Genomic DNA, 12,667 nt, shown 5'->3' on the forward strand with positions numbered 1-12,667 from the left:
TCACCTGGCTCCTTGCACGCTGTAGCTGCGGGCGGCGACCCGCACCACCCGGTCGACGAAGATCGACGGGGTCACGACGGCCTCCGGGTCGAGCGAGCCGAGCGGCACGGTCTCGCTCACCTGCACGATCGTCGTGGTCGCGGCGGTCGCCATGACCGGCCCGAAGTTGCGGGCGGTCTTGCGATAGACGAGATTGCCCATGGGGTCGGCCCGGTATGCCGAGACCAGCGCGTAGTCGCCCTTGATCGGAAACTCCAGCAGGTAGTCGCGCCCGTCGATGCGGCGCAGCTCCTTGCCCTCGGCGAGCGGCGTGCCGACCGCGGTCGGTGAGTAGAACGCGCCGATCCCCGCCCCGGCGGCGCGCATGCGCTCGGCGAGGTTGCCCTGCGGGACGACCTCCAGCTCCACCGCGCCCGACCGGTAGAGCTCGTCGAAGACGTAGGAGTCGGCCTGCCGCGGGAAGGAGCAGATCACCTTGCGCACCCGACCCGCCTTCAGCAGCGCGGCCAGGCCGACCTCGCCGTTGCCGGCGTTGTTGGACACGATCGTCAGGTCGGTCGCGCCCTGGCGGATCAACCCGTCGATGAGGTCGAACGGCATCCCGGCGAGCCCGAATCCGCCGACCAGCACGGTGGATCCGTCCTCGATGCCGGCGACCGCCTCGTCGACGTCATCGTAGGTGGTCGTCATGCCGTCGCCGCCGGATTCTCCAGCACGACGGCCAGCCCCTGACCGACGCCGATGCAGATGGCCGCCACGCCATACCTCAGGTTGTCCTGCCGCAGCACCTTCGCGAGCGTGCCGAGGATGCGGCCGCCGGAGGCGCCGAGCGGGTGGCCGATCGCGATGGCGCCGCCGCGGGTGTTGACGATCTCCGGATCGATCGGCCAGGCGTCGACGCAGACCAGCGACTGCACGGCGAACGCCTCGTTGAGCTCGACCGCGCCGACCTGGTCCCAGCCGATGCCCGCGCGTGCCAGCGCGCGGTTGGCCGCCTCGACGGGTGCATAGCCGAAAAGCTGCGGTTCCAACGCCATTGCGCCGCGGCCGACGATGCGCGCGAGCGGCTCGAGGCCGAGCTGCTGCCCGGCCTGCTCGGAGCCGAGCAGCACCGCCGACGCCCCGTCGTTGAGCGGGGAGGCGTTGCCTGCGGTGATCGTGCCGCCCTCGTCCGGGCCGCGGAACGCCGTCTTCAGTCCGGCGAGCTTCTCCACCGTCGTCGACGGACGGATGCCCTCGTCGCGGGTGAGGAGCGGCTCCTCCTTGCCAGGCACCGCGGCGACCAGGTCGTCGTAGAAGCCAGCCTCCCACGCCTCGTGCGCGAGCCGGTGCGACCGGGCGGCGAACTCGTCCTGCCGCTCGCGGGAGACCCCGAACTTCTCGGCGAGCTGCTCATTGGCCTCACCGAGGCTGATCGTCCACTCCTTCGGCATCGCCGGGTTGACCAGGCGCCAGCCGAGCGTGGTGGACACGGCCGTGGCGTCACCGGCCGGAAAGCCGCGGTTCGGCTTCGGCAGCACCCACGGCGCGCGCGTCATCGACTCGACGCCGCCGGTGAGCACGATGTCGGCGTCGCCGGATTCGATCTGGCGGCTGCCCATCATCGCCGCGTCCAGCCCGGAGCCGCAGAGCCGGTTGATCGTGGTGCCGGACACCGAGACCGGCAGCCCGGCGAGGAGCGCCGCCATACGGGCGACGTTGCGGTTTTCCTCGCCGGCACCGTTGGCGTTGCCCCACACCACGTCGTCGATCGACTCACGGTCGAGGCCCGGCGTCTTGTCCAGCACCGACCGTATGGCGAGGGCCGCGAGATCGTCCGGCCGCACACCGGCCAACGCCCCGCCGAACTTCCCGAACGGCGTGCGGCTGGCGGCGTAGACATAAGCGCTCATGCGACAAATCTAGTCCGCCGCATGAATACGGTGAAGTATCGATATCGTGGTCGATTGAGAGTCTCTACCTCTTATTCGCGCCTGAGCTGCGAGGTGATCCGATGGAGCTGCGTCACCTGCGCTACTTCGTGGTGGTCGCCGAGGAGCAGCACTTCACCCGCGCCGCCCAGCGGCTGCACATGGCGCAACCGCCGCTGTCGCAGGCGATCCGGCAGCTCGAGGCCGAGCTCGGTGTCGAGCTGTTGCACCGCAGCACCCGGCACGTGGGTCTCACCGATGCGGGGCGCGCCTACCTCGCGCAGGCCCGCGAGATCCTCGCCTCGGTCGACACCGCCGCCGATCGTGCCCGCCGGGTCGCGGCCGGCCTGGTCGGCCACCTGACGATCAGTTGCGTCGGCTCGGCCACCTATTCGCTGCTGCCGGAGCTGTCCCGCCGGCTCGACGACGCACTGCCCGGCGTCGACTTCTCCTTCCGCGGCGAGTTACTGGCCCCCGACCAGGCCCGCGCCCTCGGCGAGGGCGCGATCGACATCGCATTGACCCGACCGCCGATCACCGATCTCGGGGTGACGACGCACCTGCTGCGGCGCGACCGTCTGGTGGTGGCCCTGCCGGAGCTGCACCCGCTCGCGGCACGCACCCAGGTGACGAGCCGCGCGCTGCGAGGCGTCGACCTCATCGTGCACTCCGCCGGGCGCCGGTCGGTGATGTATGACGTGGTGCTCCAGGTGTTGCGCGACGCGGGCGTCGAGCCGCGCATCCGGCACGAGGTCGGCGAAACCTCGACGTTGATCACGCTCGTCGCCGGTGGCTTGGGTGCCGCGATCGTGCCCGAATCAGTCCGGGCACTCCAACTCGCCGGCGTGGTCTACCGCCCTCTGGTCCGCCCGGCCGCCCACCTCGACCTGGTCCTCGCCCACCGCACCGACCGCCACGACGCCCACCTCTCCCGCGCGGTGCAGGTCATCCGCGACGCCACGGCCGCCACCGCCCACTGAGTGCGCCGCTCCCCACCCACTCACGCCCCACCCGCTAACGCCCCCGACCGCCCACCCCCTTCGCCGAGAGGCCCACTTATCGCCCAGGGGACCACTTGTTCGGGCGCCGAGGAGCCTGGATAAGTGGGCCTGTCGGCGATACGTGAGCCTCTCGGCGAGGAGAAGGGTCAGTCCGGGTCGCGCTGCCAGCGGGCCGCGAGCTGCGACCGGGAGCGCACGCCGAGCTTCGCGTAGACGCGGGTCAGGTGATACTGCACGGTCTTGACCGACAGGAACAGCTCGGCGGCGACCTCCTTGTTGCTGCGGCCGTCGGCGACGAGCGTCGCAACCGCCTCCTCCTGAGGCGTGAGTGCGTCGAAACGGCGGTCCGCCGGACGCGTCGCGTGCACACCTCCGGCCGCGAGTTCGCGATCGCAACGTTCGACGTAGGTCGTCGCACCAAGTGCCGAAAACCCTTCTCGCGCAGTCGAAAATACCGTGTCGGCTGCGCCTCTGCGGCCAGCGCGACGCAGCGTCTGCCCGTAGGCGAAGTGCACCCGGGCACGGTCGTACGGGTAGGGCAGCGGGCTGAGCAACTCGATGCTGCGCTCGAACTCGGCGCGCGCCGCGTCGAGCTCACCACGCTGACCAAGCAGCCGGCCGCGCGCGTACGCGAGACGCGCCCCGGTCGACGCGTGTCCGGCCGCAGCAGCGCGTCGCTCGTGCGGGGTGAGAAATGCGTCCGCGCCGTCCAGATCGCCGGTCACCACGAGCGCATTGGCATAGACGTCGGCCCACGGCCAGAAGCCCGGGCTGCTCACCCACTCGTCGGCCCACTCCTCGCGCAGCACGCCGAGCGCCCGCACGACCGCGGCGTAGTCGGCCTGTGCCTCGTGGAAAGCAGCTCGAGCAAGCGCCGTCGGCACCCGCATGATCGGATACTCCCGGCCTGCCGACCGGCCACGCAGGGACTCCTCCGCGGCTGCCCAGTCACCGCGCAGTGTGAGCACCTGCACCCGGGTCCACTCCAGCAGCGGGAGGAGCAGCGTCATACCGCTGCGCTCGGCGAGGCCGATGCCGGTCGTCGCCGTATGCAGCGCCGTCGACCAGTCACCGGTCGTGAACTGCGCCCGGGCGAGCCAGGCCCTGGCCCAGAGCGAGATGCGCAGCGAACCGCCCAGAAAGTCTGTCGGCACTGCACTTTCGAGCTCCTCCCGGGCGCGCTCGGGCTGGTCGGCGGCCAGCCGCAACCAGCCGGTCGCCATACTCATCCGCTGGGCGACGGCACCATGGGGGACGCTGGCCGACAGCCGGCCGTATTCGGCGAGCGCGCCCTCGGGACCGTCCAGCACAGCCGCGCCCAGACCACGTATGGCGCGAGCTTCGATCGCAGCAGGCGACGACGGAGCACCCAACTCGACCACTCGGTCGGCCCAGGTGACCAACTCCGACGCGCGGCATCCCGCGAGGCTGTGCAGGACCTGCCGTCCGGCGATCTGCGCCGCCTCATCGGGATGGCGGCGCTCGTTGACCAGGGCCCAGGCGCGACCGAGCCGGTTGGTCGCCTCGCCGGGACGACCGCGCACGACCGCGAGGTAGCCGAGCACCGCATTGCGCAAAGGCGTTTCACGCAATGACTCCAACTCCGCGAGGTGACGGGTGGCCCGCGGAACATCGCCCGCGCCGACCATCGCGTCGACTGCGGCGATGAGCCGACCGCCGGCGCGGTCGGGGTCCGCTGTCGCCCGCGCTGCGAGGACGAGTAGATCCGCGGTAGCAGCCCACTCGCCGGACTTGGCGGTCTCTGCTGCGTGATCGACGAGTCGATCCGCCAACCCATCGTCCGGCAAGGATGTGGCATGCCATTGGTGCCGCAAGGCAGCCGCCCGATCGTCGGCCACCTGGGCAGCCCGCTCATGCCTGGCTGCTCGGCCTGCCGGGCCGATCTGGTCCAGCACGGCGCGTCGAGACATGTTGTCGCACAGCCTGATCCAGACGTCATCGGCGTCGAGCGACGTGAGAAGTCCGCTTCGCAACGCTGCGTCGAGAGCGGTCACCGGATCGGTGACCTCGCTGACCTGCACCGCATGGACGGCCCGAGCGGGCTGCCGACGGTCGGCCTCCTCGAGGATCGCTACGGCTTCCACGAGAGCACGGGCGTCTGGGGGCAGCTCGCCCAACGTTGCGGCCACCACGCGACTGACGCGGACCGGTGCGCGGAGGGAGCGCTGCGGCATGCCCCACTCCGAAGCGTCCGATTGGCGCAGCAATTCGTCGATCGCGCGTGCCTGCCCTCCGGTGAACTGCAGCAGTGCGAACACCTCGGCGACGGGCAACAGTGCACCCGCCTGCTCGGCGAGAGCAACGACGTCGTCTGCGTCCAGCGATGCCAGCCGGATCACCCTGGTGCCAGTGGCGAGGACTTCGTCGTAGTGGCCGGAAACCGCAGCGTCTGCTCCCGCCGCGGGTTGGGTCCAGTCGAGCACGACCAGCCGACGGCGGTCGCTGCCCAGGGCTGCGCTGACCAACGCCTCGACCGACCGGTCATCTGCATGGTGGGCGTTCTCCACGACGACGACCTGGTCCCAGGAACCGCCGTGGTCCGAAGCAGTGCCTTCGGGCACATCGCGCAACAATGCGCCCGGCTGCGCTCGTTCCCATGACAATCCGCTGCGCACGGTGACAGGGGCATCGTCGAACGTCGAGGTCAGAGCGCGGGCGAATGTCGTTGCGCCGCAGCCGGATGCCCCGGTCACCACAATGAGCTCGGAGCGACCACCTGGCGCTGACAATCCGGCAAGCAGGGCATCGAGCACACGCTGCCGACTGGGCACGAGGGGCAGCTGCACAGACACGCTCCCACCGTATGCCCGGCTCCGGCCGCCGCGAGCCGTCAACCGAGGTCCCCACCGGCGACCGGCAGCACGCTGCCGGTGACATACGCCGCCTCGTCGGAGGCGAGGAACGTGATGGCCGCCGCCTGCTCATCGAGGGTGCCGTAGCGACCCAGCAGCGAGGAGCCGATCGTCTGGTCGATGTGCGCCTGGAACCAGTCGCGCTCCTGATCGGAGCGGGCGGCCGGAGTGCCGCGCGAGATCCGTCGGGGTGGCGCGTCCGTGCCGCCGGGCGCGGTGGCGACCACGCGGATCCCGGACCCGGCATACTCCATCGCCAGGGATGCAGTGATCGCGTTGATGCCACCTTTCGCCGCCGAGTACGGAATGCGGTGTATGCCGCGGGTCGCCGCCGACGAAACGTTGACGATGACCCCACCACCGCGCTCCACCATCGAAGGGAGCGCCGCCCGGCAGGCGAAAAGCGTTGTCATCAGCGAGCGTTGCACCTCAGCATGGATCTCACTCTCGGTGAACTCGACGAACGGTTTGAAGTTGATCGCGCCACCGACGTTGTTGACCAGCACGTCGACGCGGCCGAACTTCGCGACGGCGTCGTGGACCAGCGTGGCTGCGCCGTCATACGTCTCGAGGTCGCAGTGCACCACGAGATGCTCGCCGTCTGAGGATAGTGCGGCGGCAACCTCGTCGACGATCTGGGAACGGTCGGCGAGCACGAGAGTGCCTCCCTCGGCCGCGACGCGCCGCGCGACCTGGGCGCCGATGCCCTGTGCGGCACCGGTCACCACCACGACCTTGCCGGCGAATCGCCCTGGCGTGACGAAGCGCGGTCGCGTCGATGCGAGCGTGTCGCTCATCGCCCGGCGCATGGTCTGCTTGGAGCGCTCGGCGTGCTCGCGCACCAATCGCTGCGCCGCAGCCCGATCCCCGGACTCGAAGGCTTCGACGATCTCGACATGATCGGTCGCGCATCTGGGGTGACACCACGTGGCGTTCTGCAGCACCTCACCCATCCGGCCTTTCACGCCGAGCGCCTGATAGGCCTTGAGCAGGTGCTCGTTGCCGGTCAACGCGAAGAGATAGTCGTGGAAGGCGGCGTTGGTGTCGGTGTAGGCGACCGCATCGGTGAAGCGATCGCCCTCGACATAGGGCAGCGTCGACTCCGCGAGCAAGCGGTAACCGGCAAGCTGCCCGGAGGACAGCCGCCCGATCACCAGCTCCAGGGCGCCGAGCTCCAGCGCCTCGCGTGCCTCGAAGATCGCGTCGGACGATCCGATGTCCGGATGCTCCTCACCGATCTGATAACCGTCGGAAGGTGCTGTCTCCACTACCTTTTCATCACGTATGACGGTGCTCTCCCCCACTGCGGCAGGCTCTGCCACGGGTGCGTCCGCGACGTCGAGCATCAACTGCCCGGCAATCCGGCGGATCGGGTCGGAGTCGTCCGGGGCACCGGCGGAGGCGCCGACCGGCGACAGGTCGGCCGGGCGCAGCATCGGCTGGCCGGCGACGGCACGCGCATCCCCTGCGGGCAGCAGCTCTTCCTCGTCCGCGGTCTCCCGCCCGGTCACGGGCGCTTGCGAGGCGGGGCCGCTCCCCTCTGCGGCCGGCACGGCAAGAGCGAATTTCTCGTAGTAGAAGCCGGTCGGCTCGATGCCGGCGGCTGCGACGTGCTGCCGCACCGACTCCACCATCGGCGGCGGCCCGCAGAGATACATCGCGACGTCCCCGTCGTAGAGCTGCTCGGGCCGGATCAGGCTCATCACGTAGCCCTGGTTGGCGCTGGCGGTGCCCGGGTCGGAAACGCAGTGATCCCAGGTAAATCCAGGAAGTTCGTCAGCCAGCTGGCCGAGCGAGTCCAGCTCGACGAGGTCGTCGTCGGTGCCGACCCCATAGATCAGGTGGGCCGTCCGCTCGCTGCCGTCAGCGCGCAGCTTGCGCAGCATCGACAGGATCGGTGCCAGGCCCGTGCCGCCGGCCAGCAACAGCACCGGGCGATCGGTGTCGCGCAGGAAGAACGACCCGTGCGGGCCGGTGAGCGTGAGCTCGTCGCCGACGGACGCCCGATCGGTCAGGTAGTCGGACATCGCGCCACCCTCGGCGAGCTTGATCAGGAAGCTCAGCTCCTCCTCGTGCGGCGCGTTGCTGAAGGAATAGGACCGGCTCACCTCGGTGCCCGGCACGTCGATGTTGACGTATTGCCCTGGCAGAAATGCCAACTCGCCTCGTTGTGAGATCTCGACCCGCAGCCGGACGGTGGACGGCGACAGCCGGTCCAGACCGCTGATCGTGCCGGCGAACGTCGCCGCTCGCGTCTTGGCGACCTCCGAGGTGCTGGCGATCTGCAGCACCAGGTCCGATCGCGGGCGCATGCTGCACGGCAGCGCGTAACCCGCCGCGGCCTCGTCGTCAGAGAGCGCGTCGTCGATGTAGGTGCCCCCGTCATACTCACCCGACTCGCAGAATGCCTTGCACGTGCCGCAGGCGCCGTCCCGGCAATCGAGCGGGATGTTGATGCGTTGCCGGTAGGACGCGTCGGCCACCGTCTGGTCGGCACGGCAGGTGATGAAGCGCGTGACGCCGTCCTCGAAGGCCAGAGCGACCTGGTGAGTTTCGTTGGCAGACATGATGATCCGATCGTGCTCAGAAGTGGTAGACGTCCACCACATGGTGGATGTAGTCGTTCTTCAGGACGACGGTCTTGCGCCGGATCAGCGGCTGCTCTCCGGAGAAGTCGATCGTGTAGAACGAGGTGCCGTAGTAGGGGTCGACGGTCTTGTAGCGGAAGTACATCGTGTGCCAGTTGAACCGCACGTCGACCAGATCGCCGCACCGCTCGATGACTTCGACATTGCTGATGTTGTGACTGGTGCGCGGCTCCGGGATCGAGGTGGCCGACGACCGCTCGGTGCGGATCCGGAAGACCCGGTCCTCGAGGCCGCCCTTGTTGGGGTAGTAGATCAGCGAGATGTCGGTCTGCGGGTCCTCGGTCAGCAGGTCATCGTCACCCCACGCCGGCATCCAGTAGATGACGTCGTCGGCGTAACAGGTGAGCCACTTCTCGAACTCACGGTCGTCGAGATAGCGCGCTTCCCGGTAGAGGAACTGCTCGATCGAGTTCTGGGTGATGAGCGCGGAACCCGTTGCCGTCTGGTTGTTTTCGGTGCTGGTTGTCTTCTCCGTGCTGGTCATCGCCTCACGCCTCCTGCGCTGCTTCATCGGTGGCGGGCACTGCGGCAGCTTCCGCGGCAATAGCCGCCCGCATGGTCTGCAGCCAGTAGCCGTGCTGCGCTGGGTAGAGACCCTCGTCTTCGTTCTTCACGCCGGCCGAGATGACGCCGTCCATCCCGAGCGTCTTGGCCACCGGATCCGGTCCGGAGAGCCAGTGTTCGGCCCCGCGGCTCATGTCGTTCCAGGGCGCGGCACCCGCGCGGAAGGTCAGCTGGCAGGACCGGAACTCCTCGAGGTCGTCCGGTGTCGCCATACCCGAGGCGTTGAAGAAGTCCTCGTATTGACGGATCCGCCACGCGCGGGACTCGGCGCTCTCCCCCTTCGGCGCGATGCAGTAGATCGTCACCTCGGTCTTGTCCGGAGCGACCGGCCGGAAGTGCCGGATCTGCGTCGAGAACTGATCCATCAGGTAGACATTCGGGTAGAGGCACAGATTGCGGGAGCCGCGCACCATGAATTCGCCTTTGGCATCGCCGAATTCGGCCTTCAGCTCATCGAGCCGGTCCCACAGCGGCCGATCCTGCGGGTTGCCGGCCCAGGTCCACAGGCAGAGGTGACCGTTCGGGTAGGACCAGTAGCCGCCGCCGGACTTGCCCCACTGCCCCGCGTCGAGGGTCTTGGTGGCATTGGCCGATTCGCCCGTCGAGCGCCGCGACGTGGTCGCCGCGTAGTTCCAGTGCGTGGCCGTGACGTGGTAGCCGTCGGCGCCGTTCTCGGCCTGCACCTTCCAGTTGCCGTCATAGGTGTATGTCGACGAACCCCGAAGCACCTCAAGGCCTTCCGGCGACTGGTCGACCAGCATGTCGATCACTTTCGTCGTGTCGCCCAGGTGATCGGCCAGGGTCGCGACATCGGCATTGAGACTGCCGAAGAGAAAGCCCCGATAGGACTCAGAACGCGCCACCTTGGTCAGGTTGTGTGAACCGTCGGTGTCGAAGCTGTCGGGGTAGCCGGCGCCGTCGGGGTCCTTCACCTTGAGCAAGGTGCCGTCGTTGCGGAAGGTCCAGCCGTGGAACGGGCAGGTCAACGTCGTGCGGTTGTCGGTCTTGCGCCGGCAGATCATCGCGCCCCGGTGCGCGCACGCGTTGATCAGGCAGTGCAACTCGCCGTCCTTGTCCCGCGTGATGACGACCGGTTGCCGGCCGATGTAGGTGGTGAAGTAGTCACCCGGTGCGGGCAGCTGACTCTCGTGCGCGAGGTAGATCCAATTGCCCTCGAAGATGTGCCTCATCTCCAGCTCGAAGATCTCCTCGTCGGTGAAGATGCGTCGGTTGGCCCGGAAGATCCCGGTCTCCGGGTCGTCCACCACGGCGTCGGCCAGCTTGTCGCTGATGCGGTCCAGTAGCTCGGTCACGGCAACCTCCAAGGGGTGAGAAAACGTCCGTTCCCTCGACTTCACCACCCGGTGACTCACGTCACACGAGGTAAATGCCTAGTCCTGACCACGACAGATATTGATCAGTCTTTCGTTATTAAGACGGCCCAAATTGGTCTTTGTATCTTTTCAATCCGCGGCCTACCGTGGAAGTCGTTGTGACCGGCACCACAACCCACCGCAACCCACCACAACCACGACAACACCGCCGTACGCCGAGGAGGTGGCCCACAATGGACCTGAAGCAGTTGCGCTACTTCGACACCGTCGCGCAAACCTGTCACTTCGGGCAGGCCGCCGAGCGGCTGCACGTCGCGCAGCCCGCGCTCTCCCAGGCCATCCGACGGCTCGAGGCCGACCTCGGAGTCGAACTGCTCACCCGCACCACGCGTTCGGTGCAGCTGACACCGGCCGGTGAGTTCTTCCACCGCGAGGTGACGCGGCTGCTGCGCGAGCTCGACGCATCGGTCGCCGGGGCGCGCAGCATCGCCGGCGGCCGCAGCGGGCTGTTGCGGATCGGCTTCACCGGCACCAGCGCCTACACCCAGATGTCCCGGCTGGCCCGCCTCGTCCGATCGGCGCTGCCGGCCGTCGCGGTCGAGGTGCAGACCGACCTGCTCACGCCACGTCAGACCGAGCTGCTGGGCGACGGTCGCCTCGACCTCGGGGTCTTGCGGGCACCCGTTGACGACGACGGCATCCGCACCCGGCACCTGCTCGACGAGCCTTTGATCCTCGCCCTGCCGGCCGACCACCGGTTGGTGCCCGAGTCCGGTCTGGAGCTGGGCGACGTCGCGACCGACGACTTCGTGACCTACACCGACACCCGATCGGTGGTCTACGAGGCGATGGTCGCCAGCTGCCGCGACGCCGGATTCTCGCCCACGATCGCGCACCGCGCCCCGAGCACCGCCGCGTCGCTCGCCCTGGTCGCCGCCGGTCTCGGCATCACCTTGGTGCCGGACTCGGTGCGCAGCATGCAGCTCGACGGCGTGGTCTTCCGCGAGGTGCAGGGCGCGGCGTCCATCGACCTGTCGCTCGCCTGGCGCGCGGACAACCCCTCGGCGTTGGTGCGCAGTGTGCTGGCCACCCTCGACAGCCATGACTTCTTCAGCGGCGCCGATCCGTCGAAGGCAGAGGATCTGACGTGAAAATCACTGCTATTGAAGCGATTCCGTTCGCGATCGACTACCGCAAGCCGTTGCGCTTCGCCAGTGGCGAGGTGCACCGCGCAGAGCATGTGCTCGTGCGGGTGCACACCGATGACGGCGTCATCGGGAGCGCCGAGGCACCGCCCCGGCCCTTCACGTATGGCGAGACACAGCGCGGCATCGTCGCGGTGGTCGAGGACGTCTTCGCCCCGCAGGTCGTCGGGCTGACGCTCCTGCAGCGGGAGGTCATCCATCACCGGATGGCACGGACCGTCGGCAACCCGACGGCGAAGTCCGCCATCGACATGGCCGTGTGGGACGCGCTCGGACGGACTCTGCGACTGCCGGTGAGCGACCTGCTGGGCGGCTTCACCGACCGCATGCGCGTCAGCCACATGCTGGGCTTCGACGAACCGGCCGCCATGGTCGCCGAAGCGGAGAAAGTCGTTGAGTGCCACGGGATCCGGACCTTCAAGGTGAAGGTCGGACGCCGACCAGTCGGCCTCGACACCGCGGTCGTGCGCGCGTTGCGCGAACGCTTCGGCGACACCGTCGAGCTGTATGTCGACGGCAACCGCGGCTGGACCGCCTCGGAGTCGCTGCGGGCGATGCGCGAGATGGCCGACCTCGACCTGCTCTTCGCTGAGGAGCTCAATCCGGCGGACGACGTGCTCGGGCGGCGCTGGCTGGTGCAACACCTCGACGTGCCGATGATCGCGGACGAGTCGGCGCCCACCCCGGCCGACGTGACCCGTGAGGTGCTCGGTGGGTCGGCCTCGGCGGTTTCGATCAAGACCGCACGCACCGGTTTCACCGACAGCACCCGCGTGCACCATCTTGCCGCGGGCCTCGGCCTCGAGGTGGTGCTCGGCAACCAGATCGACGGCCAGGTCGGCACCGCGTGCGCAGTCGCGTTCGGCGCGGCATACGAGCTGACGTCACGCCGCGCCGGCGAGCTGTCCAACTTCCTCGACCTCGACGACGACCTGCTGACCGAGCCGTTGCGGATCACCGACGGAGAGCTTGTCGTGCGGCAGTCGCCGGGCATCGGCTTCGAGATCGACGACGAGAAGCTCGCGCGCTACCGCCTCGACCGCGACTGACGTCATACACCCGAAAACTGCCTCGCGACAACGAGATTCGCGAGCATCAAAAGACCGGCCCTTCGACCGGTGACGAGTAAGGA

General features: G+C 68.6%; 9 protein-coding genes. 3 read left to right on the plus strand and 6 right to left on the minus strand.

Going from position 1 to position 12,667, the window contains the following annotated elements:
• Positions 1-690, minus strand: coding sequence for a 3-oxoacid CoA-transferase subunit A (locus HJ588_RS00315; RefSeq protein ID WP_171150864.1), 690 nt, complete (start codon positions 688-690; stop codon positions 1-3).
• Positions 687-1,892, minus strand: coding sequence for a thiolase family protein (locus HJ588_RS00320; protein WP_171150867.1), 1,206 nt, complete (start codon positions 1,890-1,892; stop codon positions 687-689). Before HJ588_RS00320 ends, HJ588_RS00315 begins: the two co-directional genes overlap by 4 nt.
• A 101-nt stretch (positions 1,893-1,993) precedes the next feature.
• Here HJ588_RS00320 and HJ588_RS00325 point away from each other — a divergent pair, with 101 nt between their 5' ends.
• The gene (locus HJ588_RS00325; protein ID WP_171150869.1) at positions 1,994-2,890 is read left to right on the plus strand and encodes a LysR substrate-binding domain-containing protein; all 897 of its coding nucleotides are present in this window, start codon (positions 1,994-1,996) and stop codon (positions 2,888-2,890) included.
• Between the two features lie 167 nt (positions 2,891-3,057).
• On the opposite strand, the gene HJ588_RS19855 is transcribed toward HJ588_RS00325, so the two are convergent.
• From HJ588_RS19855 to benA, 4 genes are all read right to left on the minus strand, one after another.
• The gene (locus HJ588_RS19855; RefSeq protein ID WP_212755222.1) at positions 3,058-5,493 is read right to left on the minus strand and encodes a helix-turn-helix transcriptional regulator; all 2,436 of its coding nucleotides are present in this window, start codon (positions 5,491-5,493) and stop codon (positions 3,058-3,060) included.
• 269 nt (positions 5,494-5,762) lie between these two features.
• Complete coding sequence (gene benC, locus HJ588_RS00335; protein ID WP_171150884.1) at positions 5,763-8,351, minus strand: benzoate 1,2-dioxygenase electron transfer component BenC; 2,589 nt, start codon at positions 8,349-8,351, stop codon at positions 5,763-5,765.
• Between the two features lie 16 nt (positions 8,352-8,367).
• Positions 8,368-8,916 (minus strand): benzoate 1,2-dioxygenase small subunit, encoded by a 549-nt coding sequence (gene benB, locus HJ588_RS00340; RefSeq protein WP_171150886.1) that lies wholly within the window; start codon positions 8,914-8,916, stop codon positions 8,368-8,370.
• A gap of 4 nt (positions 8,917-8,920) precedes the next feature.
• Complete coding sequence (gene benA / locus HJ588_RS00345) at positions 8,921-10,309, minus strand: benzoate 1,2-dioxygenase large subunit (protein WP_171150888.1); 1,389 nt, start codon at positions 10,307-10,309, stop codon at positions 8,921-8,923.
• A gap of 254 nt (positions 10,310-10,563) precedes the next feature.
• On the opposite strand from benA, the gene HJ588_RS00350 reads away from it, so the two are divergent.
• Both HJ588_RS00350 and HJ588_RS00355 read left to right on the plus strand, forming a co-directional pair.
• The gene (locus HJ588_RS00350; RefSeq protein ID WP_171150890.1) at positions 10,564-11,481 is read left to right on the plus strand and encodes a LysR family transcriptional regulator; all 918 of its coding nucleotides are present in this window, start codon (positions 10,564-10,566) and stop codon (positions 11,479-11,481) included.
• Positions 11,478-12,584 (plus strand): enolase C-terminal domain-like protein, encoded by a 1,107-nt coding sequence (locus HJ588_RS00355; protein WP_171150892.1) that lies wholly within the window; start codon positions 11,478-11,480, stop codon positions 12,582-12,584. Before HJ588_RS00350 ends, HJ588_RS00355 begins: the two co-directional genes overlap by 4 nt.
• Positions 12,585-12,667: the final 83 nt, after the last annotated feature.

The sequence above is a fragment of the Flexivirga aerilata genome, from assembly GCF_013002715.1.
In the GTDB taxonomy this organism is placed as follows: domain Bacteria; phylum Actinomycetota; class Actinomycetes; order Actinomycetales; family Dermatophilaceae; genus Flexivirga; species Flexivirga aerilata.